This window comes from Mycobacterium sp. 852002-51152_SCH6134967, assembly GCF_001667105.1.
Taxonomy (GTDB): domain Bacteria; phylum Actinomycetota; class Actinomycetes; order Mycobacteriales; family Mycobacteriaceae; genus Mycobacterium; species Mycobacterium neumannii_A.
On the sequence record NZ_LZIK01000053.1, the window covers coordinates 1 to 26,668 of the forward strand.

Sequence of the window (26,668 nt, forward strand, 5' to 3'; positions counted from 1 at the left end):
CGACGGGAGGCCTTCGCCATCAACGACCTCTACAGCGTGTCGTCACACTTTCTCAACCAACCTGCCTGGGCAGTACAACTAGCCCACCAGCCGCAGCCGGGGTCTGCGAGGCGGCGTCGGCGGGTTCACGCGGACCACCGGTATCAGCTCCTCGGGATCACACAGTGCGAGGACCCTGGACACGACGGCACCGGGCAGCACGCGCCACGGCACACCGGCCCGAAGGAGCCGGGCGTTGAGGGCGTGAAGTGCGGTGACCCCGTCGAAGGCAAAGAAGCCCAGACAGGACAGATCAAGGGTGACGTGCTGGGCGTCCGCGATCGTGTCAGCGACCAGAGCCGCGAACTCCTTGGCGTTGGCGGCGTCGACCTCACCGGTCACCGTCACGACGACATGGCCGGGCCCACCGATTGCACCGGTGCTGGAGGCGACGGTCAGCGCGTGCCTGGGCTGCGATGGCGGGCGTTCGATCGCCGCGACGGACATTTCCGGTTCCCGACCGCGTCCGGGTTACCGCTGCCTGATTCCGCGCTCGGCGCAGATATCGGGTGGGGCGCTGTCGACGCCCGGGAAGTTTTCGCCCATGCCTGCGCTCGCTTTCTGCGATGGAAGTCAGCGATGCGCCTTTACCCGCGCCGACGGTCGGCCAAACACAATCACGCAGAAGTTGCGAAAGGCTCCTCGGAGGCGAGCCGGCAATCGTCGAACTCGAGCCGTACGCGGGTGCCGGACGCCGAGGCGTCGATCGTGGCCCGGTCGGACAGAGCGCGCATGAGCTGGATGCCGCGACCGCGGGTGTTCGGCTTGCCGTCGGGCTCCTTCTCCAGCCAGGCTCCCTGGTCGGAAATGGTCGCGGCCAGGCACCGATCCTCGGCGTCGTACCGGGCCGTCACCGACATGGTTCCGGCCTGTCCAGCCTGGACGTAGGCGAATTCAGCGGAATTGGTCAGCGCTTCGTTCACCGCCAGCAATATGTCGCTGAGCCGGTCGGCGTCGAGAGCGAAATTCGTCCGGAGCCATTGCGCAAAGGCATTGCGGAACTCGGCAACGGTCTGCGCGTCTGCGGGGCCGTTGCTGGAGAAGCCGAGTTCCGTTGGAGCGTTCATGGTTTTCTCTGTTTACCCCGTTCGGCCCGAGCTCACGCTGTGATGTTGTCGAGCGCGGCGTCCAGCGAGGAAAACAGGTCGATCAAATCGGCGATCCCCGTGATCTTCAACGGCCGGCTGGTGGCGGATCCCTCCGCGACGACGGCGAACTTGGTCCCGGTGCCGTCGGTCTGGTTGTGGGTCTCCATCAGCACCTGCATGCCTGCGGACCCCAGGAACTCAACGCTGGTCAGATCCACGATCAAGCCCACCGGATCCTTGCCCAACGCCCCCTGCACAGCGTCGCGCAGCTGCGGTGCCGTGAGCATGTCGAGGTCCCCGGAGGCGGCGACGACAGCGACGCGTCCCACCCAGTTCTCGGTACAAAGTTGTCCGTCCAAGCCTCACCTCTTGTTTGGCAACCACCGTAGCGGTCATGGCCGATCACGCGAGGCTGCAGTCTTAACCCGCGCAATAGGGTAGCGGCTTCACGGTACCGATACCTAAACGGGGACCCATCCGCGCCGGTCAGACGCCCGAGAGCCGGCAATCTGACTTGGGACTGTCATGGGCGGCCTCCCCCGAGGATGCGCACCAGGTCAGGCTTCATCGCCTGCAGCTGTGAACCCCAGTACGCCCAGGTGTGCGTTCCGTCGGTCGGGAAGTTGAACACCGCGTTCCGTCCGCCCGCCGCGAGGTACTTCTGCTGGAACTCCTTGTTCGTCGACAGCGTGATGTTCTCGAGGAACTGCGCGCTGTACTGCGCACCGAAGTTCGCGCCGTCGTCGAGTTCGGAGGTCGCGCCGTTTCCGCAGTAGACCCACAGCGCGGTGTTGTTGGCGACCAGCGTGTTGACGTTGACCATCGGATCGTTGCGCCGCCATGCCGGATCCGACGTCGGCCCCCACATATGGGTCGCGCTGTAGCCGCCCGCGTCTTTCATCGAGAAACCGATCAGGGTAGGCCACAGACCGCTCGACGGGTTGAGGTAGCCCGACAGGGAACCGGCGAAGATGAACTGGCGCGGATGCCATACGGCGAGGGTCAGCGCCGCGCTGCCCGACATCGAAAGACCCACGACCGCGTTGCCGGTCGGCGCCTGCCCCCGGTTGGCTGCCAACCACGCGGGCAGTTCCTGAGTCAGGAACGTCTCCCACTTGTAGGTCACGGTGCCCGCGCTTCCCACCGCAGGCTGATACCAGTCGGTGTAGAAGCTGGCCTGTCCGCCCACGGGCATCACGACCGAGATACCCGACTCGTAGAACCACTCGAACGCGCCGGTGTTGATGTCCCAACCGTTGGCATCCTCCTGCGCGCGCAGTCCGTCGAGCAGGTACACCGAATGCGGGCCGCCGCCCTGGAACTGCACGCGGATGTTTCGCCCCATCGACGGGGACGGCACCTCGAGCGTCTCCACCGGCAACCCGTCACGTGAATAGGCAGCGGCCGTAGGCGTTGGGATCCCAACGCAGACGAGCAGCATCGCGAACAGCGCAGCCCCGAGTCGGCCCACAGACGATTTCACGCGGGCAAGCTAGCAATTCGGCGTCGGCATGCTCAGCGTGCCACGCAGCGCTTGACCAGCTTGTTACCAAACCTCAGCCGCAATTGAAGCGGCCGCGGATCAACAACCGAGTTCGTTGACCGCGATGCTGACAATGTCAGCTGCGGCGGTAACCGAAACGCCTAACTCCTCGCGCACCATCAGCATCGATTCGGCGGCAGGCACGCCACGCGACGCGTTGGCGCAGACCTTATTGCCCGCGGCGATCAATTGGTCCGCCGACAGGAAGACGTACGTCTCCTGAAGCTTGCGCACAAACTCCGCCTGATCGGCCGCCGCCGGCGCGGCGAATGCGACTGCTATGGCGGTAGCACTGATGAATAGTCCGAAGATGCGTCGCACAAGAACCCCTCCGCTTGGTTGGTCATTGATGTCCGCGGCGCACCCGGAACCTGGCCGAGCGCCAAAGCGCGAAACCCTGGCACCCGCGTGTCCTGACGACACTCCACCCACACTGACGGGCGCGTCATAACGTACCCGTTGTTAGGGGACCGAATCATTGACGACGTCGGTAGATAACGTTTTGATAACGCCTTGATCAAGTGACCGCCGTCTCACACTTCGGCATCCGCGCAGGTAACCCCCGTGCCCGCACACCGCCCGGCGCGTGCGCGTGAGCTGTGGAAACTTGCCTGTCATTTTTTGCTGGCATACCGTCATAACGCCGATGACGTAACTGATGTGATTCGATGATTTTGTTCGGTGGTGACAACGCAAGTGACCATTCGCGACCGGGACCCAGTCCCGGAGGAGCGGACAGCTGGTTTGAAAAGGCCAGCAGTGCAGCCAGATTCGTGGACGAATCATCTCCGCTCGCCGAATGAAGACGATGCCATCGCAATGCATCGTCTGGTGGCCGAGACGGAAGTGCTCGATCTGAACTCCACCTACACGTACCTGTTGATGGCCACGGACTTTGCCAGTACCTCCATCGTCGCGGAGAAAGACGGCGACATCTGTGGACTGATCACTGGCTACCATCCGCCGGCACGCCCCGAAGTCCTCTTCGTCTGGCAGGTGGCCGTCGCGGCGGCTGCGCGGGGAACCGGGTTGGCCAGCGCCATGCTCGACGGCCTCGTCCACCGCGTTCGCGCCAACCGCCGAGGCCATCCGGTCACCGTGGAGGCCACGGTGGCACCGAGCAACTCGGCTTCGCGCGCGTTCTTCGGCGCGTTCGCCCGGCGTCACGGGGTGCCCCTGATCGAGGAACCTCGCTTCGCCGCCGCACACCTGGCGGCCGATCAGTCCCACGAAGACGAGCCAACTGTCCGCATCGGACCCATCACGACACCTTTGGCCGACTGACCCTCAGAAAGGACACATGTCTACGCCAGCAACACTCCCCCGTCCCGACGAATCCGACCTTCCCGAGGTCTATAACTCGGTCGAATCGGAAGTACGCAGCTACTGCCGTGGATGGCCGACCACCATGGCGGTAGCGCAGGGCTCGTGGATGACCGATACCTCCGGGCGGCGCTACCTCGACTTCTTCGCCGGGGCCGGCGCGCTGAACTACGGCCACAACAACCCCGAACTGAAACGGCCGTTGATCGAATACCTGGCCAACGACAACATCGTGCACTCGCTCGACATGGCGACCGCGGCCAAGACGGAGTTCCTGCAGAACTTCGAGCAGCTGATCCTCAAGCCTCGCGACCTCGACTACAAGGTGCAGTTTCCGGGGCCGACCGGGGCGAACGCCGTCGAGTCAGCGCTCAAGCTGGCCCGCAAGGTGACCGGTCGCGAATCGATCATCAACTTCACCAACGCATTTCACGGCATGACCCTCGGCGCGCTGTCGGTCACCGGCAACTCGATGAAGCGCGCCGGTGCCGGTATCCCGCTGGTGCACGCCACACCGATGCCGTATGACAACTACTTCGGCGGCGCCACCGAGGACTTCCACTGGTTCGAGCGCGTTCTCGACGACTCGGGCGGCGGGCTCAACCACCCGGCCGCGGTGATCGTCGAAACCGTGCAGGGCGAGGGCGGTCTCAACGTCGCGCGGATGGAGTGGTTGCAGGCGCTCGCCGAGCTGTGCAGCCGCCGCGAGATCCTGTTGATCGTCGACGACGTGCAGATGGGTTGCGGACGCACCGGCCGGTTCTTCAGCTTCGAAGAGGCAGGCATCGTCCCGGACATCGTCACGTTGTCCAAGTCGATCAGTGGATACGGCCTTCCGATGGCACTGACCTTGTTCCGCAGGGACCTGGACGTGTGGACCCCCGGCGAGCACAACGGCACCTTCCGGGGCCACAATCCGGCGTTCGTCACCGCGAGCAAGGCACTCGAGATCTATTGGCAGACCGAGACATTCAGTGACGACACGATCGCCAAGGGCCAGCAGGTCCGAGACCGGCTGGAAACCATCGCCGACAAGTATCCCGGCGTCTCCGCGCGCGGGCGCGGGATGGCGCAGGGGCTCAAGTTCGAGGATGCGCCGATGGCGTCGGCCGTGTGCCGCGCGGCGTTCGATCGCGGGGTACTCATGGAGACCAGCGGCCCCTCGGACGAGGTCGTCAAACTGCTTCCCCCGCTGACCACTTCCGAGTCGGATCTGGATGCGGGCATCGACATCCTCGCCGACTCGGTCGCCGCAACGCTTTCCTGACCACCTCACGCCGAAAGGAGCACGACGTGATCGTGCGCACCACTGACGAGATCACCGGCACCGAACGCGACGTGTCGGCCAAGGACTGGAGATCCAAGCGCATCATCCTGGCGGGTGACGGAGTCGGATTCTCCTTCCACGAGACCACTATCAACGCGAATTCGGTCAGCGATTTCCACTACCGCCATCACGTCGAGGCGGTCTGGGTGGTCGAGGGCACGGGGACGCTGACCAACCACGAGACCGGTGAGGAACACCCGCTCCGGCCCGGCACGATGTATCTGCTCGACGGGCATGAACGCCACCGCGTCACATGCCATACTCAGCTGCGGATGCTGTGTGTATTCAATCCTCCCGTGACCGGACAAGAGGTTCACGACGAGACTGGTACCTACCCTCCCCCGGCGGTGCAAGCGAGTTGAGCGACAACATATTTACCGACACCAGGGACCGATATCCCACGCGGCTGTCGGAACCGAGCGATCCGATTCCACGCGCGGAGCCCACGGTGTGGGGCCAGGAGTCGGACGGTCCGCTGTTCGAGACCGACCTGCAGTCGATCGACGCCAACGGATACCTGGTGCAGCGGTCGGCGGTGGATGACAACTGGCTGACGACGCTGCGCGGCGAGTTGAACAACATCGGCGCCAAGGCCGACCCGGAGGACCCGCGGATCATTCGTGAGCCCGGCGGCAGCATCCGGTCGGTGTTTCAACCCCATCTGTTCAGCGATGTCATCGCCGAGGTGGTCACCCTCGACACGGTCTTGCCCGTGGCCCGTCAATTGCTGGGCAGTGACGTCTACCTGCACCAGGCGCGGATCAACCTCATGCCGGGATTCACCGGGACCGGGTTCTACTGGCATTCCGATTTCGAGACATGGCACGCCGAGGACGGCATGCCCGCCATGCGGGCCGTGTCGTGTTCGATCTCGCTGACCGACAACTACCCCTACAACGGCTCGCTGATGGTCATGCCGGGTTCGCACAAGACGTTCTACCCGTGCGTCGGCGCCACTCCGCGCAACAACCACACCTCCTCGTTGGTGAAACAAGAGATCGGCGTTCCGAGCCAGGCCACGCTCGCCGAGGCCGCCGCCCGCTACGGCATCGACCAGATCACCGGGCCTGCCGGTACCGCGCTGTGGTTCGACTCGAACGTGATGCACGGTTCGGGTTCGAACATCACGCCGTTGCCGCGCTCGAACGTCTTCCTGGTCTTCAACTCCGTCGAGAACCAGCTCGTGGCGCCCTACCGAGCCGAGACTCCGAGGCCCGAATACCTGGCGGCCCGGGACAGCCAACCTTTCAGCACCCCGTCACTGGTGCAGTAGACGTCGCCGTGGCCGCCCTGTAAGGGGCGGTCCACGCCACGAATGCGGGCAACGAACTCGACGTCCATCGCGTTTGCTTTCGTTCCGCCTTGCCGCCTTGGCCCCTACCATTCGGTCGCGTAATGACCCGCGCTTAACGCTTGCAGCCCTGCCGACCTTCGCAAACTGGAGAGTGAGCCGACGCTGCCTGAGCGGCCTCCTGACCGAGGCGGCGCCTGCTTTGCCCGCCATGGACTCTGAGAGGTGTCAGCTACTCATCGACGCATGCCGCATCTATTTGCCACAGCCCTCGCCGATCCTCTGCGGACGTGCAGGTGCTCGAGACATCAGCGAAGTCGTTTCGCAGCGCTCACGATCAATCCGGGATGTTTCGAGCGCGTTTGGGCTGTTCAGAAGTGTCTTTTCGGTTATCGGACGATCAGGCATGATCGATCGCAGCAATTCCTCCCGTCGATGATTTCAGGGCAACTTGCCATCAGTATCGACGCAGGCGTAGGTTGCTACTCGTAGCAAGCGCGCAAACAAGGGGAGGGGCTTGATGAAGGCCAGCGCCAAGAAATATGTGACGACCGGGGTGGCACTTGTGGGGGCAGGCGTCATCGCCGCTGGTCCGATCGCACCGGCACCAGCGAACACCGTCGCAGAAAGCCGATCGCACAACGTGGCTCTGATGGCCGCGAACACCAGCGAGATCCAACGTCAATTCGAAGCCCAACAGGCTTTGCTGGAGATGTTCGCACCCGGTGCCGCGCTGGAGGACTTCATCGAGGGCACCCTCGCGGCGTTCAACCGGCCCGGCGGGGAGGCCGTCAACAACCCCGACCCGACAACCGGCGTCGTCGAGGGGTTGGGCCGCATCGGCCAAGGCTTCGCAGCTTCCGGACTTCGGCTCGGGACCACCGCGCTCGCGCCTCTTCGCCTGATCGAGCTCGCGCAAGCCATCAGCGACGGCAACGGCTCCGCGAGCTTCGGAGCATTCGTGAAGAACATCGTCGACGCGCCGCTGTGGACGATCGACCCCGCGCTGTTCGCTTTGCGTGACGCGTTGCCGGCGCCGCTGGGAGGACCCGGCGGGCTCGTTATGACCATCCGCGATCAGCTCTACAGGCTCACCCTCGAGATCAACGAGGGGCTGCAGGACCCGGGCGCGCTGGTGCAGCGCTTCGTCGACGGGACCATCGAGGCGTTCGAGCGGCCCGGCCCCGTCGCATATGAAGAGGTGGCCGGACCGATCGATGCGTTCTCTCGCGTCACCCAGGGTGCGATCGCGTCGACCCTGCGGCTGGCCGCAGCAGCCGTGCTCGGCCCGGTGGGCATCGTGCAGGCGGTCGCCGCCGTCGCCCAGGGTGACACTGAAGCAGCCCTTGCCGCGGTGGAGAACATCGTCGACGGCCCGCTGTGGGTGGCCGACCCGGCGCTCTACGGACTTCGCGATGCCCTGCCGGCCCCGATCGGCGGCCCGGGCAATCTGGTCGAAAATTTCCGCAACGGATTGTGGAGCGCGACCGAGCGGATCAACGGCTCGATCCGCGACATCGTCGTACGCGACGAGACCCCGGCAGAGCAGGCGGCCCCCCTGAGGGCAGGCGACCAGCGCGTAGCCGGCGTTGCGGCAGAGGCGCCGACGGTGTCGCTGCAGGTTGAGCGCCCGATTGAGAAGAAGACCGAACTCAGTGCGGAACAAGGCTCCGAACAGCCCTCCGAACAGCCGAAGCCCCCGAAGCAAGAGCGCAAGCGTCTCAGCGACCTGCTGCCCAAGACGCAAAAGCTGACCCGCGATGTGCTGAGGCGGTCGGCGAACTTCTCTCCAGGCGCTAACGCAGGAACGCAGGCCCCGACGGGTGAAGGCGCGAAAGAGGTCGGGGACGTCGACGTTCCGAAAAAGAAGGAAACGACGGTTGGCACGCCGACCGGCACCACGCAGGGCAGCGAAACCACCACCAAACCCGGTGACAACGACGCCGGCGAAGGTGGGGGCGACAACTCCGGCAACAACAAGTAGTACTTCACTCATTCGACAGCCCCGGGGCAACAGCACCGGGGCTGTCGACCGTTTTCACTGAACCAACGGAAACGTCGCTCCCGCTCAATTACTTTGGCTGATGTGGAACCACCCCACAGCTACGTCCGGGACACATCAGCGTCGGTGGTGCACCACGGGGACTACTTCAACCGCGATGCCCACAAGGCGCTCTGCGGTCTCGTGCTCACCAAGGTCACGACGCTCGACGATGTCGCGGGCGAAGGGGCGGTCTGCGCGGACTGCGAGGCGAAGTTGGCGCAGTACCACGCCGCATGGTGGCGCGAACGAGCCGTGGCCGTCGAGGCCGAGCTCGACGAGCTCCGCATCAAGTACCGCCAACTGACCGGTCAGGCCGAAGAAGCGCACGAACCCAGTGCGGAAAGCGCGCAGACAACTGACAGCCCCGCGGCCGACGAAGATCCGACGTCCCTCCTCGGCCGCGCGCGAGTGGAGCTCCTGGCACTCTGCCGCCAGTGCGACGGTGTCGTGCCCTACTGGCGGTTGAAAACCACCATGCAGGCGTTCAGCGACGAGCTCAGCACCGACGAGCGAGTCCAACTCGCCCAGGAGATCGGCGCCGACGGATCGCTGATCCGTTGGTGCACAACCGAAATCGATAACCTCGGATGGCAGGTCACCAACAGTCCGGTCCAGGAGGAATCCGAGGCCATGTGGGACGCCTGGAGTCACGATGCGTACCAGACACCCAAGAAGAACAAGTGGCGCCTGGGTCGGTCCCGGTCCCGGGACGCCAGTTGACGTCGGCTCCCCAGGGCCACCTGCGACCGCTCTTCCTACTGGCAGACAGTCAGCTGCTGTTCTGGAAACGACAGGAGCGGCTGCTGCTCGAGCCCGCGGTCGACGAGTTGGCTCGACACGCACCCCTGAGTGCCGCCTACATCGGCGCGTCCAACGGTGATCGTCCGGAGTTCTACGACATCTTCGAAGCGGCCATGGACGGCGTCGCAATCGCCGACCTCCGCATGGTCGACTCGTCGTTCGGCGCGGACGATCGCGCGTTCCTCGAGCGGGCCAGCGTGGTCGTCCTCGCCGGCGGTGATGTGCGGATCGGCTGGAACGTCTTCGAGAGCACCGGCATGGCGGACGTGATCCGGGCTCGGTACGCGCATGGCGCTGTCCTGGTCGGCATCTCCGCCGGTGCGATCCAGCTCGGCAGCTACGGAATCGTCGAGACATCCGAGTCGGCGGCCACAGAACTGCTCGACGTGTTCAAGTTCGTTCCCGCGATCATCGATACGCACGACGAGCGCTCCGGCTGGGCGCGGCTGTCAGGAACAATCCATTCGCTGCAGGGAGCCGCAACCGGGATCGGCATCCCCGCCGGAGGTGGAGTCATCGTGCACCACGACGCCACCGTCGAGCCCGTGCGACATCCCGCGCACGAATTCCGTTACGAGGAAACAGGTCTCGTGCACTCGCTGTTGTGCCCCACCGAGGAGTGACCGCTATTTGAAGTAGGGATCGAGCAACGTCGACCAAGCTTGATCGAGTTGTTCCCACTCCGCTGGGCATCCCGACGCCCGCTCCTCGGGGAGCTGACCGCTTGAGACGAGGTCGGCGTTGGCCTTGGGATCAGAGCCGTAGATCCAGCACTCCAGGTTGTACATCCGGGTCTCATCCAGCGAGTGCTCGTCGGCGAAGTCGTCTGCGGTCAGCTCCGTGGCCTGCGCACCGGAGGCGCCGAATGCCCGCGCGAAATCCTTGACCGCCTGTACCGATTCGGGGTCGGCATGACCGTCTTCACCGGGCGCCAACAGCACGAAGGCAGCGAGCTGATCGGCCACGTCCTCCTCGCGCCCGGTCACGGGAAGGTCGTAGATGCTGATCGCCATGTGCCCGACCTCGTGGTAGAACGTCGCGTACTCGGAATTGAGCGCCGACGCCTTCGGATCGGGGTCACCGGCTTCGGTAAAGACTCGCTGCGCCCAGTCCACATCCTCATAACAGAGGGTGATGGTGTTGTCGTCGGCGCTCCAATAGGCGTTGGGCTCGTCGCACTGCGAGCCGCGCAACGAAATGTTGTGGGGCAACTTGAGCGTCTCGTTGATGTCATTGGCGAGGGCTTCGAGCAGTTGATCGTCCTGCATGATGTTGCGCCCATTCGTCGCTTCGGGGGTGGTGGCCATGTCATAGAAGACGACCATCTCGCCGTCGGCGGGCGCGCTCGGGTCCGGTGGAGGGTCTGGGTTCTGCGCAGCCGGGGACCCCTGGGAGGTAGGCGATTTCGCCGCGTCGTGGGTGTCCGCCGCCTCTCCTCCCGAACTTCCGCATCCCGCCGCCAACACTCCCGCGGCAACGAGAGCCAAAACTCGTGACGGCGTCGCCCAGCGCACAGGCTCTCGTGCTGGTTCGTGTGTGGTCAAGCGCGGTGTCCTTCCCGGGGGCCGCTCGGCGTGCGACGATTGCGCCGATCGTATGACCGCAGCGCCGGGAATGGTGGCCAGACGACCACAGCGGTGTCGGCTCCGGTGGACTTTTCCGTCGCGCAGTTGACTGGGCGACCGGATTTGCAGCCTTATGGCTAAGAGTTGCTCACGCGTGGCGCGACAGTGCCTCGGCGATCGGGATGTCCCCGTTGTTGAACTCGACCGTGCGCCCAATGGTGGCCTCATCTGCCAGGCAGGCAGCGGCGACCAGCGCAACGTCTTCGCGGGAAACTTCGCCGCCGACCGCGTCGGCACCGACGGCAATCCGGCCGGTGGATGGCTCCAGGGTGAGGCGGCCCGGACCCAGTATCGTCCAACGCAGACCGCTGGACCGAAGATGCGCATCGGCAGCGGCCTTGGCCTCGGCATAGTGAAAGAACGAATTGTCTTTCGGCACACCGTGATCGGGGCTTGCGCCAAAGTACGACACCATGATGAACCTGGCCACCCCCGCACGTTCGGCGGCATCGATGATGCGGATGGCGGCATCGCGATCCACCGCATAGGTGCGAGTCGGGTTGCCGCCACCGGCGCCGGCGGTAAACACCACGGCGTCATGTTTCTCGACGATTTCGGTGAGGGCGTCGACGTCCAGCGCCTCGATATCGCCCACCAGTGGCTGGGCCCCGGTCACCATCACCTCTTCCGAATGATCCGGGTTGCGAAACACCGAGGTCACTTCGTCTCCGCGCTCACTGAGGATCCGGGACAGGTGCAGGGCCACCTTGCCGTGGCCACCGAAGATCAAGATGCGAGCCATACCTCCACGGTAGCCTTTCGCACATATTCCTTGACAGGAATACGTCATGGGCCCTAGCGTCGAACCCGTGCAGTCGACGGTCTTCGGAGCTCTTGCCGAGCCAAGCCGCCTGAAAATCGTCGAATTGTTGCGTGCTGGGCCGCTTTCGGTCGGCGAGATCGCCGAGGCACTCGAAATTCGCCAGCCGCAGGTCAGTAAGCACCTTCGGGTGTTGGGTGATTCGGGGATCGTCGCCGGCCAACCCGTGGCTCGGCGGCGGATCTACCACCTGGAGGCCGCACCGTTCGAGGAGATCGGCCGCTGGGCCGAATTGTTCGCGCAGCTCTGGGAGACCCGCCTCGACTCGTTGGGCAGATATCTCGAGTCCATCGCTGAAGGCACTGAGGACCGGGCCGATGACGACTGACCGCTGCACCGCTTGACCGCCGATCGACACAAGGAGGATTCGCCATGCTGATGCAGATGTTCAAGAAGACCAAGAAGCTGAACCTCGAACGCTCGTACCGCGCTCCTATCGAAACCGTTTGGCAGGCTTGGACGGACCCCAACATGGTGCGGGAGTGGTGGGGTCCGGAGAAGACGTTCGTGCCGGAATGTGAGATCGACCTCGTGGTCGGCGGAAAGATCTACATCGTCATGGAAGCGGGCGAGGCGATGGGTAAGTACCAGGGCACACGCTGGCCGATGAGCGGCACCTTCACCCGTATTGAGGAACGCGCGCGCCTGACGTATGACGCGCGATCGTGGACCGAGGGCGAGGAAGAGGGGTCAACGATCGAGCACGTCAACGACGTCATCCTCAGCGAGAAGGACGGGATGACGGTCGTCGCGCTGAACGTCACTATCACCAACATCGGCGCGAAGGCCAAGATGGCCGCATTCGGCATGAAGTGGGGTTACAAGGCTCAGCTGGACAAGCTCGACAAGTACCTGTCACGAGGGTGACAGCACCGCCACGGCGTCCGTCTCACACCGCGAAGTGCGATTTGTAGATCTGGCCATGCACGCCAACGGTTCGGTCGACCACTTGGGAGACAACGAAATCGGATGCGGCCGAGAGGTAGGCGTAGGCGGTGGCGCGGTCCATCCCCTGGTCGTTCTGCAGGAAGTCCAGGGCGTTGACCACCGCCCGGCGCATCGCGATGTTCAAATCGCTGCTGCTGCCTCCGATTGCCCCGTCGGGATCGGACAGTCCTATTGGCACCCAGGCGGATTCGGTTTCGGCGAACGGCTCATTCATTTGCGCGGACTCCCGGGTTGTCGGTCGCCCGAAGCTATCCACGCGGTGTTGCGTCGATGTTGCCGTCAGGTTCGAAACCGTTGACGTCCAGACGCGGAGGCGGTTCGATCCCGACTCAGCCGAAACGAAACCACCCGATCGCGAACGGTCTAACGTCACAGACATCGTGGGTGCAAGGAGGTGTCGGATGCGCGGTCAGCGTTTCATCATTTCGGTGGCGGGCGTGGTGACTGCGGCGGCCATCGGGGCCCCGACTGTCGCGCACGCTTCCCCTCCTCCCCCGAGCCCGAATCAGGCCAGCGCCGAGTGGACGATCACCGACGGCTATCTCGTCAAGCAGATCGGATGCACGCCGGATACGCCGGGTGACCCGGTCTCGATCTCCTGGGATCCGCCGGGCTTCGTCCAAGCCGTCGGCGGGACAGGAATGATCCACGACGCCAATCCCGCCCTCGGCGGACAGTTCTCGGCCCGCTGGATCCCTTCGCCCGGCTTCTGGGACGTCGAATACCAGTTCTGCTGAGACGTCTCGGCGTACCAGACGTTGCCTGCTGTACCGCGCCTTGCCGCCCGGGGGGCCTGGCGTTTATTCGGGTTTCAATCAGTACAGTTATGGGCAGCCATCCGCCTGACGCACAGACGCTCACCGTTCCATGAGTTCGATTTAGCGCAAACCGAACTCGGGAGCGGCGTAGCAATGCTTTCATAAGCAAACAACTGCAGCGGCGACTGTACGACATAGGGGGTCTGCGGCATGCCACCGCCGGACGACGAGGAGCGTTCGATATCGGTCGTGGTGGTCGGCAATCAGCGAGTCGTATACGCGGGTATCGAGTCGTGGTTGAGGCGCAGCCACCCACGCGCAGAGAGCATCGGCCATTTCACCAGTCCAGCCGAGTTCACGGCGGCATATCAGACCGCCGCGCCCGGCCTGGTGGTGTTGTTCGACCTGCCCTGCGACGGCGGCGGTCCGGACCTCGATGCGCTACGCCAGGTCTGCGGCGCAGGCCACCGCGTCGTCGTCTACACCTGTTCGTTCAACGACGACGTCGTCTCCGCCACCCTCGACGCGGGGGCGGTCAGCTGCATCGCCAAACATGAACCCGAACACGTGCTGGCAGCGGCCATCGATGCCGCCCACACCGATCGGCCGCACGTGGTCACGAGGACGGCTCCGACCTTGCACAGCGGCCGGCAGAAGGCACGGCCGGAGCTGACGCACCGAGAGCAGCAGGTGCTCATCGCCTGGTTTCAGACGGAGAACAAGAATGCGGTCGCCGAGCGGTTGTACATCGAGCCCTCCACGGTCGCGACTCACCTGCAAAGGGTCAGGGCGAAGTATGCGGCAGTCGGCCGGCCTGCGCCGACCAAGGCGGCTCTTGTTGCTCGAGCGATCCAGGACAAGATCCTCAGCGTCGACGATCTGTGAATCCGTCCGGTAGTCATCTGAACAGATGAACTAATAACTTTTTGCCGCCGGGACCATAACGGTTGCGTTAATAATTCTCAATCCGCGCGCGCGGCGAAATGCCGGCAAATAGTGCGCGGGGGTCGAAGCAGCAGCTATGGAAGGCACAAGCATGAGAAGAATGATCGCCGCGGGCGCGCTGGCAGTGGGTGGGTTCCTCACCCTCGGTGTCGGCGTCGCACACGCTGACGAGGTTCAGGTGGAGGGTGGCTATTCGACGCTCGAGGCCTGCAATGTCGACGGCCCCAATGTCGAGATCGCACAGGGTGACGCCAATTACGGGCATTGGGATTGCCGTCAGGGCGGCGACGGTCTCTGGTACGTCTGGCTGAGCAGCTGATGATCCGCCAGGTCAGCGGTCCGACGGAGGTGGCGGACCGCTCGTGAATTCGGCAAGGGTGGCGTTACGGGTCGGGGCCGTTGCCTTCTCGCTCGGTGTAGCGGGGTTGGTCGGCACCTGCGGCATGGGGACGGCGATCGCCGACGACGGAGGACAGTCGTCCTCCAGTTCATCGTCGAGCTCGTCATCCGGGTCTTCGGGTTCATCGGGGTCGACGAGCTCGTCATCCGGATCGACGGGCAGCACGCCGTCGGGGTCGACGGGTACATCGGAGTCTTCGTCGGCGACTAAGGACGGAGCTTCGGAGTCGACGGGCAGTTCCTCGACGTCGACCGTCTCGGGAACAAAGCCCAGGACATCTGTCGGTGCGGGACGCTCGACGACAAAGCCCACCGCAGATGCATCCGAGACACGCTCCACGAAAAAGTCGACAGCCGAGCGGCAGTCCGCGGACTCATCGGCGAAGCAGTCAGCGACAGAGTCGGCCAAAGAGTCGGACGCAGCTGCGGCCGCGTCGACACCGGCTGCGAGCACTGTCGGCGAGGTCGACACCAGTTCGCCTGTGCTGGTGGATACTTCGGTTCCGCCGGCCGACCCGGTCGTTTCTGAGGCCCCGATCGAGCGGGAGCAGAAGAAGAATCGATCCGACCGCGTGCCCAGCGACTCGTTGGTGACCCCGCAGAGGACCACCGCGACCGCTGTGGGGGCGACGAGCGCGAGCCGACCCGAGGACACCATCAGCGCTCGATCCCTGGCACACGTAACCGATTCCGGCCCAGCCGATGTCACAGCATCGGCTGAAACCATCGGTGTCGAGGCCGCCGCCGAAGCCAGCACGCTGGTGATCGAGGCCGAACTGGTGCCCTCGGATGGTTCCGGTGCCGACAACCACCGCACTGTGGTGGCCCAAGCACCCGACGCCGGACCCTCGACAGCGTCGACCGGCATCGTGTCGGGCCTGCTGTCGGCGGTCGGTGTCGGCTCACCACTGTCCGCAGTTGACGGGCCGGTACAGCCACTTCCGGGCGTGATCCTGGTGGGCTCGCTGGACCTGGTGCGCCGCGATCTGGAGCGGATGAACGATGACCAGTTGGCCATCGACACCCAGCACGTCACCAACACGCTGACCGCCGAAGTCCCCCCGGAGGAATTGGTTCCCGTCGCGACGACGACGACCGATTCGGACACCGAACACCCGTCGTGGTCGGTACCCGATGAACTGACCGTGGAACCCACCGCAGCCGAACGGGCCGCAGCGTTCTACAAGGCCCGAGACGTGCGCATAGAAGCATTCATCGTGGCCCAAGCTGCCCGCACAGACGCGTTCAATGAGCAAGTAGAGACGCAATATGCGGACAACCCCCTCGGTGCGCTCGTCGGCAGCGCGGCGTTCGTGGTCTCCGAACTGGCCCACACCGCAGCGGTCGTCGTGACCGAGTTCGTCAACTACATCTCCTACGCCGTTACCGAATTCATCCACGGACTGTCGGATTGGTTCACCGCCCCAGCCGTCTTCACCGGCATGTACGGCGACCCGGAAACAAACAAGCAGTACTGGCAAGCGCAGTCGTATCAGAACTGTGTGTTGATGTCGTCGGCGATGATCATCAATCAACTCAAGAACACCCCAGAGATTCCCGACGAAGAGGCCATCATACTGAAGGCACAGGAGCTCGAGAGCGTTGTCAACCCGGGTAACCCGATGTACGTGGACACCACCCAGGACGGCGTCAACATCAAAGATGCTGTGAAACTTCTGGATGCATACGGAGTGGCGGCCACTGTCACCGAGTACGACAAAACGGAGGGCAACCTGGCGTTGAGAGCGGTCGCCTTCGCGCTGGAAGACAAGAAGGCGGTGTCGGTCGGACTCCACGGGGAAACCATCTGGAGCGCTGTCGAAAACCGGCCGATGCCTACGGGCGCCAACGCCGCAGATCACCAGGTGGTCGTCACGGGAATCGACTTCGACGAGCGGGTCGTCTACCTCAACGACAGCGGCTTCGCCGAGCAGGGGAAGAATATGAAGGTCCCGCTGGACGCCTTCATGAAGGCGTGGCAGACGGACGACTACGAGACGATCATCGCGGAGCTCAAACAGCCGAACACATCAGAGACCGATCCCGGCGTCCACCGGATTTCCAGTCCCGATTCCGGCGTTCTTCTACAGGTGGCGTAGCCGCGTTACCAGCGATAGTCGAGGAACTTTCCGTCGAACGTGACCACCACGCGGTCTCCGTCGGGATCCTCACGGCGCCCGACGTCGACCTTGAAGTTGATCGCGCTCATGATGCCGTCACCGAACTCCTCGTGAATGAGTTCCTTGATCGCGGGTCCGTAGACGGCGAGCGCCTCCTGGAACCGATAGATGGTCGGATCGGACAGTAGCGCCGGGTCGATACCGCGGGCGGGTTGGAGCTGCAAGCTCTCGCCCACCGCGGTGTCGAGATCGAGCAGGGCGCAAACCCGTTCGGCCTGCGCTTGCGTCATCGGATGTTGACCGAGCAGCGCGGCGACACACCACACTCGCGGCGCATCCAAAGCATCAGCGATCTCGGTCCAGCTCACGTTCTTTCGGGTCTTGGCGGCGACCACCAGTGCCGCTGCGTCGGACTTGGTCATGATCGGGGTCATGCGCTGACCTTATTCGCCTCGGGGCCGCCGGTGCGCGTTCATCGGCGTCCGGCGGGCTTCGGACGGCGCAGAGCTGGGTAACACCCTTGCGATGATGAGTTCGCAGCGACCCAGGGCTTTGATCATCGGCGGCGGATTCGGTGGTTTGTTCTGCGCGCGTCGATTGGCCAAAGCGGATGTCGACATCACCCTGCTCGACCGCTCCGCCGACCACCTGTTCCAACCGCTGCTCTACCAGTGCGCGACCGGCAAGCTGAGCATCGGCCACATCAGCCGTCCCCTCCGCGAGGAGTTCGCCCGATACGACAACATCAAGCCCCTGTTGGGCGAGGCGATCGCACTGGACCCGTCCGCGCGCACCGTCACCGCACTACGGCCCGACGAGACGACGTTCGTCGTCGAGTACGACGTCCTCATCCTGGCGGCCGGTATGTGGCAGTCGTATATGGGCAATGAGGAGTTCGCGCACTGGGCGCCGGGTATGAAAACGCTCGACGACGCGCTGGAGATCAGACAGCGCATCCTCACCGCGTTCGAGATTGCCGAGACCCTGCCGCCCGGTTCGGAGCGTAGCGACTGGCTCACCTTTGCCGTCGCCGGAGGCGGTCCGACCGGAGTGGAACTGGCCGGTCAGATCCGGGAGATGGCCACCCGTACCCTGGCCAACGAATTCCACAGCATCCAGCCGCAAGAGGCGCGGGTGCTGCTGTTCGACGGCGGCCAGCGCGTCCTGAAGAAGTTCGCGCCCGACCTATCGGCGAAAGCCACCGAGACCTTGGCGGAGCTCGGCGTCGAGATGCACTTCGGTGTGCACGTGACCGATGTCCGGCGCGACGGCGTCACCGTCACCCCGAAGAACGGCGGGCCCGACAGGCAATTCTCGACGCGCACCGTGCTGTGGACCGCAGGCGTCGAAGCCGTCCCGTTCGCCCGTCATGTAGCCGAAACCCTCGGAGCGCCAACCGATCGCGCCGGTCGCATACAGGTCGAGCCGGACCTGAGCGTTGCGGGACACCCCGAGATCTTCGTGGTCGGCGATCTCGCCGGGCGTGACAAGCTGCCTGGCGTCGCGGAGAACGCGATGCAGGGCGGCCTGCACGCGGCGGCCTGTATCCGCCGTGATCTCGCCGGGCGACCGCGCCGCCCGTACCGCTACCGCGATTTGGGATCGGCGGCCTACATCAGCCATGGCAACGCGCTGCTTCAAGTGGGGCGCATCCGGGTGTCGGGATACCTCGGCTGGGTGGCGTGGGGCCTGATTCATATCGCGTTCCTCACCGGTGTGCGCAACCGCATCAGCACGGTTGCCACCTGGTTGGCCTCGATCGCACGTGCCGGCCGCTATCACCGGGCCTTCATGCTGGGCGCAGCGGATCGTCCCGAACAGCGCTACACGTACTCGACGTGGGACCTTCCAGAACCTGCACCGCCGCATTATCGCGCTTACCGTTCATGACCGTCGGCCCGAACGACGGGTGAGTGATCTGTCGACGTCCTTCCGGGAGTGTGACGGCAGCGTGGCAGAGGAACTGCGCGTCTGCCGCGGTTGCGATTAGCATCCACCAACGTGGGTGGCGAACCTCCGGTCCCCGTGCCGCGGACGCATCGGGTCGCGCAGAGGTTGTCCCGATTGAACGTCGCACAGATCAGACGGACCGCGCTTCTGCTGATTCTGGTGGCCACCGCCGCGTTCGGCGGCCTCGAGACCGTCGACAAGCAAGTCACCCCGTTCAAGGTCGCCGAGGAGTTCAGCGACGGCCAGTTCACGATCACGGTCGAGCGGGCAAGGTTCGTCCGCGAACTCAAGGGTGGGTTGGCCACCATCGGCGCTGCCGAACCCGGCAAGGTCTACCTGGGCGTCGTGGCAACCGTCGACAACACCGGCACCGTGCCAGGAGGTCTCCGCGATCTCCTCGACCTACAGGGTCTGCCCGGCAAGGAGATCTTCGGGACCTTCCGTCTGCGCGACGGTTCTGCGATCCAGAGTCTCGGACCCGGACTCACCGAACAGTTGGCGTTCACTTGGCAGGTCCCGGAATCCAGCGCAGTGTCGACTCAGGAGGTGACCATCCGGGTGTGGAAGAAGACGTTCACGCAGCTGATGGTCACCTACGGTGGCAAGGAATGGATCGACACGGATAACTACGGTCGGGTGGTCGTTCCGGTCCAGGGGCTGCCGTGAATCCGCGCACGCGCCGGGCGCTGACGGTGATCACGACAGTCGTTGTGATCGCGGCGGCCGCGGTGGTGTGGCAGAACCTGCCGACACCGCCGGACATCACCGGACCGTTCGACGTGTACGGCGAGGCGGGACAGCGTGCCGCCGGCCGCGACGTCGCGGCTACCGTCACCGATGTCCGTATCTCTTCGCAAGTGGATTCGGTTGCACCCGCGGGCGTTTGGGTGGTTGTCGACGCCACCCTGGAGGCACCGGTCACCACCGAACTACCCCGCAGTGACCTGATCGTCGGGCCGAACACGTACACACCCACCGATCGGTTTTTCCTCAAAACTCTCCGGGGGAACGTCAGGCCCGGCATCGCGCAACGCGGGTCGTGGGTGTTCGATGTCGCGCCGGCCCTGGTCGAGCCCGGCTCATCCGCACCGATCACGCTGCGGGTGTGGACGGGTTATGACGAGCAACTGGACTCGCGTCTTGTCATCGATGTTCCGCTCGCAGCCGCCCGCCGAGTACAGACCGTGAGACTTGAGGCTCCCTTGGAACGTGCGTCATGAGGAGATGGCTGTCGGCGCTGTGGGTGCGAAACCTGATCGGTGCCGTCGTCATGGTGGCCGCACTCGGCGTCATCATCGCGACCACACTGGGCGATCAGTGGACCACTTATCGCGACACGGTGGTACCGGACGTAGTGGTGGCGAAGGGTGAGTCCGGCGGCGCCGGCGGATACACCTGGGAGGTCGACTCGGTGAGGCACTTGAGCCGCAAGCCTTCCCGGTTCGGGCCGCAGCTACCCGAGGGCGCCGTGTTGACGGTGGTGACGGTGGACATGTCAGGTCCGGCGCGTGAGAACCCCGAAACCTGCAGCGCTGTCATCACCGACGGTCAGCGCCGGTGGGCATCGGAGAAGGCGGGCGGTTTGGGGCCGACTCCACCCGATGGTGTGGGGATCAGGTGTGAGAAGCCCGGTCCGGTGCAGTTCGCGTTCGTGCTGCCGCAGGATGCGGTGCCCGACGCGCTCGATGTCACGAGTGCTGACGGTCGGCTTCTGGCGCGGATGATGTTGTAGGTTCCTGCTTTTCGAGTTGCTCAAGGCAGTACGCCACCGTGGACGCGATCAGGCAGATGCGAAGGGGCTCGATGATCAGGTGCGAGCCGAGCGCGATCGTTTCGGCGAAGCCGTACCAGAAGGGCAGCGGATGCGGACCGAGAAGCCATGCCACGAACCGGAACAAGTAGCCATTGCCCATCTCGGGCCGATAGAAAGACCCGGACATGTCGAGCCACGCCAAGCCGAGATAGCCCAACACGTACAGCGACAGGGCGAAGACTCCCCCGTAAAGGATGAGCCGTGCCGAATCAACGATGGTGCTGTAATTGCCCAGCTTGGAGAGCAGCCAGGAGCGCACCTTTTGGCCCAGCGTCTCGGGCACGTCCCAACCGCGCTCTTTGAGCATCTTGCGCCGCTCTGCCGCGCTGTTGATCACCCTGTCGGCGCGACTGCCCACAACGCGGCGAGCCGCGCGGCGCCAGTCGGGCATGGACACGCCGTAGACGATCCCGGCGACGGCGAGCCAGAGAAGCGGGATCGTGGCTCCACCGAATGCTGTCCGCAGCACCGCCATCAGGCCGTCCCACAAGGCTTCCAGCGGCGCGAAGTGCGAAAACAGTGCGGCCCGCGTCTCGTTGAACCACACCACGATTCGCCGTTCGGAGATCCAGCCCATCGGGTTGATGAGGAAGCCGACGCCCTCGCTGGCAGCGAAGCTCAGCGTGAGGAAGACCCACAGCGCGTCGACGTAGACGCGGACGGCGATCATCCACCCCGGCAGCTTGTCCTTGAGCTTGCTGAGCACATAACGCACGACCAGCGCCGACACGATGATCACCCACGTGGTGGTGCCGACGGGCAGTTGATCGGGATGAAGCTCAGTGGGCTCCGTGGATGTCAGCGCTTCGGTGACGGAGTCGGTGATGCGATAGTCGAGGGCCACCGTCTCGAACTCGATCCAGTCCTCTGCGAACAGCTTCCAGGCCAGATAGATCGCGAAGAACGGCACGATGATGTTGGCGAACACGTCGACGCTGCGCGCAGATCGCCGCGGCAGCGCCGCCAGCGCGGGGATGGCCGAGCGCAGCACCAAGAACATCGCGACGTACGAACCGAGCCGCGCCATCCCGGCGAACGGCATGATCAGCGCGGCCCAGACGTCGTTGTCCCAACCGGCCCAGGCCGCCAGCTCGATGGCGCCGCGACGACCCAGCCAACCGAGCAGGTACAGCGCCGCCAATTGAGGGAAATAGCGCCACCACAGGTCGAACGGCCGCAACACGGAGCGCACCGCCACATCCTAGGGCGGCGACGGTATCGGCGACGGGCTGACGAGCTGATCCACTAGCCACCAGTGCATTTGGCACGGTCGCGCGTCGTCTCAGCACTGAATGACGATCCGGCCGGACCCTCTTGACTGTGACGCCACTCACAGTAATATGACCAGTGGTCATCGCTGGGAGGTGTGGATGCCGACTGTGACATGGGCTCGGGTCGACCCGAGCCGGCGCGCGGCTGTGATCGAAGCGGCGGAGGCGGAGTTCGGGGCGCATGGCTACTCGCAGGGCAGCCTGAACGTCATCGCACGCCGCGCGGGTGTCGCGAAGGGCAGTCTGTTTCAGTACTTCGCCGACAAGCGCGATCTGTACGCCTACATCGCAGATCTCGGCAGCCAGCGGGTGCGGTCGTACATCGAAGATCGAATCCGAGAGCTGGACCCGAGCCGGCCCTTCTTCGAGTTCCTCACCGATCTGCTCGATACCTGGGTGGCCTATTTCGCCGAGCACCCGCAGGACCGTGCCCTGCATGCCGCATCGAACTTCGAGATCGACACAGATGCACGGGTTTCCGTGCACACCGTCATCCATCGCCACTATCTGGAGGTTCTGCGGCCACTGGTACGCGATGCACATGCGCGCGGCGACCTGCGCGCCGATTGCGATACCGACGCTCTGTTGTCGTTGCTGCTGATGATCTTTCCCCACATGGCGCTGGCTCCCTATGTGCGCGGTATGGATCCGGTTCTCGGGCTCGACGACCCCACGCCTGATCAGCCGGCACTCGCAGTGCGCAGGCTCGTATCCGTTCTGGCGCAAGCATTCTCCAGCAACAGCCCAGCCCGAAGAACGACCAAGGAGGTCCAACAATGACACGAAAGAACTCAGCGTCACTCGACGCCGGTGGCCTCAACTGGGACAGCCTCCCGTTGAAGCTCTTCGCAGGGGGCAATGCGAAGTTCTGGAATCCCGCCGATATCGACTTCTCCCGCGACCGGGAGGACTGGGAGTCCCTGACCGAACTCGAGCGTGATTACGCCGCACGACTGTGTGCGCAGTTCATCGCCGGCGAAGAAGCCGTCACCCAGGACATCCAGCCGTTCATGGCCGCGATGCGGGCCGAAGGCCGCTTGGGCGACGAGATGTATCTGACCCAGTTCGCGTTCGAGGAAGCCAAGCACACCCAGGTGTTCCGGATGTGGTTGGACGCCGTCGGGCTGACCGACGACCTCCACCACCACCTCGATGATCTCCCGTCGTACCGGAAGATTTTCTATGACGAACTGCCGAGTTCGCTGGAGGCGTTGAACGCCGACCCGTCCCCCGCCGCGCAGGTTCGCGCGTCAGCGACCTACAACCACGTCATCGAAGGCATGATGGCGTTGACGGGATACTATGCGTGGCACCGCATTTGCGTGGACCGCGGCATTTTGCCCGGCATGCAGGAGTTGGTGCGGCGCATCGGCGACGACGAGCGGCGCCACATGGCGTGGGGCACCTTCACCTGCCGGCGTCACGTCGCCGCCGATGACTCGAACTGGACGGTGTTCGAGGAGCGGATGAATGAACTCATCCCGCTGGTGCTGCAGAACGCCGATGACGGGTCGACCCTCTACGACGAGATTCCGTTCGGATTGGAAGCGGGCGAGATGAAGCAGTACGCAAGCGATAAGGGAATGCGGCGATTCGGCACCATCAGCAGTGCCCGGGGCCGCCCAGTCGGGGAGATCGACCTGGACTACTCACCGCTGACGCTGGAGGACACCTTCGCCGACGAGGACAGCAAGGCGCTGGCCGCCTCGGCGTAAACCGTGCGCGTTGCTCGTCATTGGCGCGTCATGAAGTACTGCACGCTGTGGTAAACCTCGCGCAACAACATCGGGATCTGCGTCTGGAGGGTCTTGTAGCGGCTACTGGTCGTCGGCGAAGGGTGCGCGTCAAGGCCCAAGTCGGTGGCGATACGCGTGGCACGGCGCATGTGCAGCGGATCGCTGACGATGAGCACTCGGTTGATTTCATGTTCGGCGAGCAGTGGCTGGGCGTAGGCGAAATTCTGCTTGGTGGTGCGCGAGCTGTTCTCGATGAGCAAGCGGTCCGCCGGCACCCCAGCCTTGATCAGCCAGTCGCGGCCGGCCTCGGATTCGGAGAGCGTGTCTTGTTGTCCGACACCGCCCGTCAGGACGATCCAATCGACCTGGCCTGATTCGTACAGCGTGGCCGCGTGCCGCAGCCGCTCCTCGAGCACGGGCGAGGGCTCGTCGTCGTCGACGGCCGCGCCCAGGACGATGGCCGCATCCGCCGGCGCCGCGTCCGACCGTGCACTGAAAGCGCTGATATCGATGGCAAGGCTGAGGACACCTGCCAGAAGCAGGGCCGAAGCGATTGTGATTCGTCGCAGACTTCCGACGAGCCTGCGTCGGATCGGCCCGACTGATCGCACCAGGCCACGATACGGGCGGTGGTCGCCGCAGTGATCTCGCGGCGCCGATGAATCCGCTGCTGCGTGCGGAGTAGTCGCCGTGGCGCGTCGCGCAGGTCGCTCCGTCCCATGTGCTGAGGAGAACGCGAACAGATGCTGGAACCCGACCGCCGTCACCGCGGGGTCCGATCTATAAACGGAGCAAGGGCAGGTGTTCCACTGGAAACACCTGCCCCGCTCAACTCACTTGCTTGTCGTGCACCTCACTCGTCAATCACCTCGTAGCAGGCGGGTCCGCAGTTGGGGTCGTAATCGGGAGGGTTGGGGTAGATGCTGCCGGACGGGTAGACCATGCCGATTTCGTTGGGATTCGACGTGGAATCCGGAGTCGGGTGAGCGGTCTGCGGATCGTCAGCGGCCGGTGGTACGAGCTTGACGCCGGGAATCAGGTGGGCGTGGACTACGTCGTCACCTGCAGGCGAGGCTGCATCGGCGTGCGGCGCCGACGACTCAGCCTGCGGTGCCGACGACTCAGCGTGCGGTGCGGCGGCCGGTGGTACGAGCTCGACACCGGGAATCAGGTGGGCGTGGACGACGTCGTCACCCGCCGGTGAGGCTGCATCGGCGTGCGGGGCCGACGACTCCGCGTGCGGGGCCGACGACTCAGCGTGCGGCGCGGGCGACTCGGCGTGCGGCGCCGACGACTCAGCATGCGGGGCCGACGACTCCGCGTGCGGCGCCGACGACTCAGCGTGCGGCACGGAGACCGAGCCGGCATGATCCCCGGAGGAGGTCGTGGAGTGCGCCGACCCGGAGTCGTTGGCGGGCGCCGCGGACGCGGCGCCGGCCATGCCGAGGGCAGCTAGCCCCAGGGCCCCCGCGATGGCGGCAGCGGTGGCGAACTTCTTGACCGCGCCCAAGGTCGCGGCGGTCCCTGCGGGCTTGGTGAACGGGGTGTTGGTCATCGGATTTTCCTTTCGTGGAGCCACGGTCTTCGTGGTTGAAAAGAGAATCGGGCGTCGACCTCAACGGATCCTCAAAGCCTCCACTGATGCGTCACGACCGCACGAAACACGGCTTTCGGTCCGTCACCTGAAAAGGCGACCGACCCCCGCGGGTCGGCATCCAACGCGACGTCCACGAACATCTGGCCCGGGCCGCAGGTTCCAGGATGTCGCGGAGAACAACGCGGAGGCCGTGCCCCTGATCATGCGGCGTGTTCACTGCCACGCACCGTGCCGTCGTCGGTCATCGGTGCGACGATGCGAGGGTGGTTCGCGGGCGTGCTGAAAATCGCCGCTGAGCCCGCGCGCTGGCGTGGTCCGCTGAAGATGATAAGTCCGTGCATCACAGCGCATTTGAGCCAATAGCCAGGGAAGCAACTCTGACAACGATAGGCCTTATAGGCCGCGTCGATCCGGCGCCGAGGCGTGATTGCGGCTTACGCTTGCAGCTTGTGAGGTTGGAGTCCAGCACACTGGCCGCGTTTGTCACCGGCACCATCATGACGACTCTCTTGCTGGCCGCCCAAGCCGGTGGTAACCCCCTGCAGGAAATCGCATGGATTCTCCTTGGTGTGGGGTTGAGCCTGCTGACCCGCGCGTACGGGTTGCATGTCTCGAGCCACGAGGAGTCCGGAGGCGCACAGTACATTGCCGCCTTTCTGCGAAATGTCGCCAGTGGGTGGCCCGTCGTCGCGGCAGCCCTGCCCACTTTGGCCGTGCTGCTGCTCGCTGCAGCCTTTGACTGGCCCGACGATTGGGAGCATCCCGACGGTGGAGTCACCATCGGTTACACCACGGTCGCGCTCAACCTCAACGTGGTGTTGCTCTTCTTCTGGGGCGTGATAGCGGCTCGCCAGGCCAGCCTTTCCCGAGCATGGACGGTGGTCATCGGCTTTCTGAATGCGGGAATGGGCTGGCTCGTCGTCGCCGTCAACCTCGCGCTGAAATGACGGGCGATGGTAGACCGCGTCTCAGCGGAGCCCTTGGCGAGTTCGGCATATTTCTATGACCTGCGCTCGGTTCGTGTGTCAAGATTTCTACCGTGACGTGGGCGGAACCGTTTCCACCAGTTGACGGTTGGGCGCCCACCGCGCGTCCGGTGCGCCGGGTGGGGTTTGTGCTAACGCTCATCGTGGTCGTGGTTTGCGCCGCGTGCGGCAACTCCAGCGCACCGCCCGCTGGCGCGCCGTCGCCGACAACACCGACAATGGTGGAACATCCGCCTGCGCAATT

At 64.5% G+C, this 26,668-nt stretch carries 32 protein-coding genes and 1 pseudogene; 20 read left to right on the forward strand and 13 right to left on the reverse strand.

Annotated features, from left to right (window positions below; all coding sequences use genetic code 11):
• Positions 1 to 78: 78 nt before the first annotated feature.
• From A5790_RS15405 to A5790_RS15425, 5 genes are all read right to left on the reverse strand, one after another.
• On the reverse strand, positions 79 to 486 hold the full coding sequence (locus A5790_RS15405; RefSeq protein WP_066845771.1) for an STAS domain-containing protein: 408 nt from the start codon (positions 484 to 486) through the stop codon (positions 79 to 81).
• A 170-nt stretch (positions 487 to 656) separates the two neighbouring features.
• Positions 657 to 1,106, reverse strand: a complete 450-nt coding sequence (locus A5790_RS15410; RefSeq protein WP_066845774.1) for an ATP-binding protein — start codon at positions 1,104 to 1,106, stop codon at positions 657 to 659.
• A gap of 32 nt (positions 1,107 to 1,138) precedes the next feature.
• On the reverse strand, positions 1,139 to 1,486 hold the full coding sequence (locus A5790_RS15415) for an STAS domain-containing protein (protein WP_066845777.1): 348 nt from the start codon (positions 1,484 to 1,486) through the stop codon (positions 1,139 to 1,141).
• Between the two features lie 164 nt (positions 1,487 to 1,650).
• On the reverse strand, positions 1,651 to 2,568 hold the full coding sequence (locus A5790_RS15420) for an esterase family protein (protein ID WP_066846049.1): 918 nt from the start codon (positions 2,566 to 2,568) through the stop codon (positions 1,651 to 1,653).
• A gap of 141 nt (positions 2,569 to 2,709) precedes the next feature.
• Complete coding sequence (locus A5790_RS15425; RefSeq protein WP_082961737.1) at positions 2,710 to 2,991, reverse strand: DUF732 domain-containing protein; 282 nt, start codon at positions 2,989 to 2,991, stop codon at positions 2,710 to 2,712.
• Positions 2,992 to 3,489: 498 nt separating this feature from the next.
• On the opposite strand from A5790_RS15425, the gene ectA reads away from it, so the two are divergent.
• From ectA to A5790_RS15460, 7 genes are all read left to right on the forward strand, one after another.
• Positions 3,490 to 3,954 (forward strand): diaminobutyrate acetyltransferase, encoded by a 465-nt coding sequence (gene ectA, locus A5790_RS15430; protein WP_082961748.1) that lies wholly within the window; start codon positions 3,490 to 3,492, stop codon positions 3,952 to 3,954.
• Between the two features lie 16 nt (positions 3,955 to 3,970).
• Positions 3,971 to 5,260 carry a diaminobutyrate--2-oxoglutarate transaminase gene (gene ectB / locus A5790_RS15435; RefSeq protein ID WP_066845780.1) on the forward strand — a complete coding sequence of 430 codons (1,290 nt, stop codon included), beginning with the start codon at positions 3,971 to 3,973 and terminating at the stop codon, positions 5,258 to 5,260.
• A gap of 26 nt (positions 5,261 to 5,286) precedes the next feature.
• Positions 5,287 to 5,682: an ectoine synthase gene (locus A5790_RS15440; RefSeq protein ID WP_066845783.1), complete on the forward strand. Its 396-nt coding sequence runs from the start codon at positions 5,287 to 5,289 to the stop codon at positions 5,680 to 5,682.
• Complete coding sequence (gene thpD, locus A5790_RS15445; protein ID WP_066845785.1) at positions 5,679 to 6,593, forward strand: ectoine hydroxylase; 915 nt, start codon at positions 5,679 to 5,681, stop codon at positions 6,591 to 6,593. The genes A5790_RS15440 and thpD overlap by 4 nt, the downstream gene beginning before the upstream one ends.
• A gap of 670 nt (positions 6,594 to 7,263) precedes the next feature.
• Positions 7,264 to 8,595 (forward strand): hypothetical protein, encoded by a 1,332-nt coding sequence (locus A5790_RS15450; protein WP_156656412.1) that lies wholly within the window; start codon positions 7,264 to 7,266, stop codon positions 8,593 to 8,595.
• A 102-nt stretch (positions 8,596 to 8,697) separates the two neighbouring features.
• Positions 8,698 to 9,375 (forward strand): hypothetical protein, encoded by a 678-nt coding sequence (locus tag A5790_RS15455; protein ID WP_231987795.1) that lies wholly within the window; start codon positions 8,698 to 8,700, stop codon positions 9,373 to 9,375.
• Positions 9,372 to 10,079, forward strand: coding sequence for a Type 1 glutamine amidotransferase-like domain-containing protein (locus A5790_RS15460; RefSeq protein WP_066846056.1), 708 nt, complete (start codon positions 9,372 to 9,374; stop codon positions 10,077 to 10,079). The genes A5790_RS15455 and A5790_RS15460 overlap by 4 nt, the downstream gene beginning before the upstream one ends.
• A gap of 3 nt (positions 10,080 to 10,082) precedes the next feature.
• Here A5790_RS15460 and A5790_RS15465 read toward each other — a convergent pair whose 3' ends face one another.
• Positions 10,083 to 10,970, reverse strand: a complete 888-nt coding sequence (locus tag A5790_RS15465; protein ID WP_238381995.1) for a DUF4344 domain-containing metallopeptidase — start codon at positions 10,968 to 10,970, stop codon at positions 10,083 to 10,085.
• A gap of 199 nt (positions 10,971 to 11,169) precedes the next feature.
• Positions 11,170 to 11,823, reverse strand: coding sequence for an SDR family oxidoreductase (locus tag A5790_RS15470; RefSeq protein ID WP_066845793.1), 654 nt, complete (start codon positions 11,821 to 11,823; stop codon positions 11,170 to 11,172).
• Positions 11,824 to 11,890: 67 nt separating this feature from the next.
• Here A5790_RS15470 and A5790_RS15475 point away from each other — a divergent pair, with 67 nt between their 5' ends.
• Together A5790_RS15475 and A5790_RS15480 are read left to right on the forward strand one after the other, a co-directional pair.
• Entirely contained in the window at positions 11,891 to 12,229 is a 339-nt protein-coding gene (locus A5790_RS15475; protein ID WP_197696801.1) for a metalloregulator ArsR/SmtB family transcription factor, read from the forward strand.
• A 44-nt stretch (positions 12,230 to 12,273) separates the two neighbouring features.
• Positions 12,274 to 12,768, forward strand: a complete 495-nt coding sequence (locus tag A5790_RS15480; RefSeq protein ID WP_066845797.1) for an SRPBCC domain-containing protein — start codon at positions 12,274 to 12,276, stop codon at positions 12,766 to 12,768.
• Between the two features lie 22 nt (positions 12,769 to 12,790).
• On the opposite strand, the pseudogene A5790_RS15485 reads toward A5790_RS15480, so the two are convergent.
• Positions 12,791 to 13,054: pseudogene (locus tag A5790_RS15485) on the reverse strand (acetamidase); the annotation flags it as partial.
• 196 nt (positions 13,055 to 13,250) lie between these two features.
• Here A5790_RS15485 and A5790_RS15490 point away from each other — a divergent pair.
• The 3 genes from A5790_RS15490 (at position 13,251) to A5790_RS15500 (ending at position 14,871) form a co-directional block, all read left to right on the forward strand.
• A complete protein-coding gene (locus A5790_RS15490; RefSeq protein WP_066845802.1) occupies positions 13,251 to 13,586 on the forward strand; it encodes a hypothetical protein in 336 nt (111 codons plus the stop codon).
• Positions 13,587 to 13,817: 231 nt separating this feature from the next.
• Positions 13,818 to 14,492, forward strand: coding sequence for a LuxR C-terminal-related transcriptional regulator (locus A5790_RS15495; RefSeq protein WP_066845804.1), 675 nt, complete (start codon positions 13,818 to 13,820; stop codon positions 14,490 to 14,492).
• Between the two features lie 151 nt (positions 14,493 to 14,643).
• Positions 14,644 to 14,871 carry a hypothetical protein gene (locus A5790_RS15500; RefSeq protein WP_066846059.1) on the forward strand — a complete coding sequence of 76 codons (228 nt, stop codon included), beginning with the start codon at positions 14,644 to 14,646 and terminating at the stop codon, positions 14,869 to 14,871.
• Positions 14,872 to 14,883: 12 nt separating this feature from the next.
• On the opposite strand, the gene A5790_RS15505 is transcribed toward A5790_RS15500, so the two are convergent.
• Positions 14,884 to 15,423, reverse strand: coding sequence for a hypothetical protein (locus A5790_RS15505; RefSeq protein ID WP_156656413.1), 540 nt, complete (start codon positions 15,421 to 15,423; stop codon positions 14,884 to 14,886).
• 16 nt (positions 15,424 to 15,439) lie between these two features.
• On the opposite strand from A5790_RS15505, the gene A5790_RS15510 reads away from it, so the two are divergent.
• Positions 15,440 to 17,050, forward strand: coding sequence for a hypothetical protein (locus A5790_RS15510; protein WP_156656414.1), 1,611 nt, complete (start codon positions 15,440 to 15,442; stop codon positions 17,048 to 17,050).
• A gap of 5 nt (positions 17,051 to 17,055) precedes the next feature.
• Here the strand turns inward: A5790_RS15510 and cynS are convergent, their stop codons facing one another.
• Positions 17,056 to 17,505 carry a cyanase gene (gene cynS, locus A5790_RS15515; RefSeq protein ID WP_066845817.1) on the reverse strand — a complete coding sequence of 150 codons (450 nt, stop codon included), beginning with the start codon at positions 17,503 to 17,505 and terminating at the stop codon, positions 17,056 to 17,058.
• Between the two features lie 94 nt (positions 17,506 to 17,599).
• Here cynS and A5790_RS15520 point away from each other — a divergent pair, with 94 nt between their 5' ends.
• The 4 genes from A5790_RS15520 to A5790_RS25495 all read left to right on the forward strand — a co-directional run bounded on the left by A5790_RS15520 (position 17,600) and on the right by A5790_RS25495 (position 20,753).
• Positions 17,600 to 18,961, forward strand: a complete 1,362-nt coding sequence (locus A5790_RS15520; protein ID WP_066846061.1) for an NAD(P)/FAD-dependent oxidoreductase — start codon at positions 17,600 to 17,602, stop codon at positions 18,959 to 18,961.
• 111 nt (positions 18,962 to 19,072) lie between these two features.
• Positions 19,073 to 19,687 carry a hypothetical protein gene (locus A5790_RS15525; RefSeq protein WP_066845819.1) on the forward strand — a complete coding sequence of 205 codons (615 nt, stop codon included), beginning with the start codon at positions 19,073 to 19,075 and terminating at the stop codon, positions 19,685 to 19,687.
• Positions 19,684 to 20,241: a hypothetical protein gene (locus A5790_RS15530; protein WP_082961740.1), complete on the forward strand. Its 558-nt coding sequence runs from the start codon at positions 19,684 to 19,686 to the stop codon at positions 20,239 to 20,241. Before A5790_RS15525 ends, A5790_RS15530 begins: the two co-directional genes overlap by 4 nt.
• A complete protein-coding gene (locus A5790_RS25495) occupies positions 20,238 to 20,753 on the forward strand; it encodes a hypothetical protein (RefSeq protein ID WP_231987797.1) in 516 nt (171 codons plus the stop codon). Before A5790_RS15530 ends, A5790_RS25495 begins: the two co-directional genes overlap by 4 nt.
• On the opposite strand, the gene A5790_RS15540 is transcribed toward A5790_RS25495, so the two are convergent.
• Positions 20,710 to 22,026, reverse strand: coding sequence for a hypothetical protein (locus tag A5790_RS15540; RefSeq protein WP_066846064.1), 1,317 nt, complete (start codon positions 22,024 to 22,026; stop codon positions 20,710 to 20,712). The genes A5790_RS25495 and A5790_RS15540 overlap by 44 nt on opposite strands.
• Positions 22,027 to 22,204: 178 nt before the next feature.
• Here A5790_RS15540 and A5790_RS15545 point away from each other — a divergent pair, with 178 nt between their 5' ends.
• Positions 22,205 to 22,885, forward strand: a complete 681-nt coding sequence (locus A5790_RS15545; RefSeq protein WP_066846067.1) for a TetR/AcrR family transcriptional regulator — start codon at positions 22,205 to 22,207, stop codon at positions 22,883 to 22,885.
• Positions 22,882 to 23,820, forward strand: a complete 939-nt coding sequence (locus A5790_RS15550; RefSeq protein ID WP_066845821.1) for a R2-like ligand-binding oxidase — start codon at positions 22,882 to 22,884, stop codon at positions 23,818 to 23,820. The genes A5790_RS15545 and A5790_RS15550 overlap by 4 nt, the downstream gene beginning before the upstream one ends.
• Positions 23,821 to 23,837: 17 nt before the next feature.
• On the opposite strand, the gene A5790_RS15555 is transcribed toward A5790_RS15550, so the two are convergent.
• Both A5790_RS15555 and A5790_RS15560 read right to left on the reverse strand, forming a co-directional pair.
• Entirely contained in the window at positions 23,838 to 24,452 is a 615-nt protein-coding gene (locus tag A5790_RS15555) for a YdcF family protein (protein WP_231987798.1), read from the reverse strand.
• Positions 24,453 to 24,694: 242 nt separating this feature from the next.
• Complete coding sequence (locus A5790_RS15560) at positions 24,695 to 25,396, reverse strand: hypothetical protein (protein ID WP_066845824.1); 702 nt, start codon at positions 25,394 to 25,396, stop codon at positions 24,695 to 24,697.
• A gap of 497 nt (positions 25,397 to 25,893) precedes the next feature.
• Between A5790_RS15560 and A5790_RS15565 the strand changes: the two genes are divergently transcribed.
• Positions 25,894 to 26,385: a hypothetical protein gene (locus A5790_RS15565; protein WP_156656415.1), complete on the forward strand. Its 492-nt coding sequence runs from the start codon at positions 25,894 to 25,896 to the stop codon at positions 26,383 to 26,385.
• Positions 26,386 to 26,668 lie beyond the last annotated feature (283 nt).

What these genes read in the sequence shown, in the direction of transcription:
- A5790_RS15405 (WP_066845771.1), bottom strand. Translation starts at nt 486, where the DNA reads ATGTCCGTCGCGGCGATCGAACGCCCGCCATCGCAGCCCAGGCACGCG.
- A5790_RS15410 (WP_066845774.1), bottom strand. Translation starts at nt 1,106, where the DNA reads ATGAACGCTCCAACGGAACTCGGCTTCTCCAGCAACGGCCCCGCAGAC.
- A5790_RS15420 (WP_066846049.1), bottom strand. Translation starts at nt 2,568, where the DNA reads ATGCTGCTCGTCTGCGTTGGGATCCCAACGCCTACGGCCGCTGCCTAT.
- ectA (WP_082961748.1), top strand. Translation starts at nt 3,490, where the DNA reads ATGCATCGTCTGGTGGCCGAGACGGAAGTGCTCGATCTGAACTCCACC.
- ectB (WP_066845780.1), top strand. Translation starts at nt 3,971, where the DNA reads ATGTCTACGCCAGCAACACTCCCCCGTCCCGACGAATCCGACCTTCCC.
- A5790_RS15450 (WP_156656412.1), top strand. Translation starts at nt 7,264, where the DNA reads ATGGCCGCGAACACCAGCGAGATCCAACGTCAATTCGAAGCCCAACAG.
- A5790_RS15470 (WP_066845793.1), bottom strand. Translation starts at nt 11,823, where the DNA reads ATGGCTCGCATCTTGATCTTCGGTGGCCACGGCAAGGTGGCCCTGCAC.
- A5790_RS15480 (WP_066845797.1), top strand. Translation starts at nt 12,274, where the DNA reads ATGCTGATGCAGATGTTCAAGAAGACCAAGAAGCTGAACCTCGAACGC.
- A5790_RS15490 (WP_066845802.1), top strand. Translation starts at nt 13,251, where the DNA reads ATGCGCGGTCAGCGTTTCATCATTTCGGTGGCGGGCGTGGTGACTGCG.
- A5790_RS15495 (WP_066845804.1), top strand. Translation starts at nt 13,818, where the DNA reads ATGCCACCGCCGGACGACGAGGAGCGTTCGATATCGGTCGTGGTGGTC.
- A5790_RS15500 (WP_066846059.1), top strand. Translation starts at nt 14,644, where the DNA reads ATGAGAAGAATGATCGCCGCGGGCGCGCTGGCAGTGGGTGGGTTCCTC.
- cynS (WP_066845817.1), bottom strand. Translation starts at nt 17,505, where the DNA reads ATGACCCCGATCATGACCAAGTCCGACGCAGCGGCACTGGTGGTCGCC.
- A5790_RS15520 (WP_066846061.1), top strand. Translation starts at nt 17,600, where the DNA reads ATGAGTTCGCAGCGACCCAGGGCTTTGATCATCGGCGGCGGATTCGGT.
- A5790_RS25495 (WP_231987797.1), top strand. Translation starts at nt 20,238, where the DNA reads ATGAGGAGATGGCTGTCGGCGCTGTGGGTGCGAAACCTGATCGGTGCC.
- A5790_RS15545 (WP_066846067.1), top strand. Translation starts at nt 22,205, where the DNA reads ATGCCGACTGTGACATGGGCTCGGGTCGACCCGAGCCGGCGCGCGGCT.
- A5790_RS15550 (WP_066845821.1), top strand. Translation starts at nt 22,882, where the DNA reads ATGACACGAAAGAACTCAGCGTCACTCGACGCCGGTGGCCTCAACTGG.
- A5790_RS15560 (WP_066845824.1), bottom strand. Translation starts at nt 25,396, where the DNA reads ATGACCAACACCCCGTTCACCAAGCCCGCAGGGACCGCCGCGACCTTG.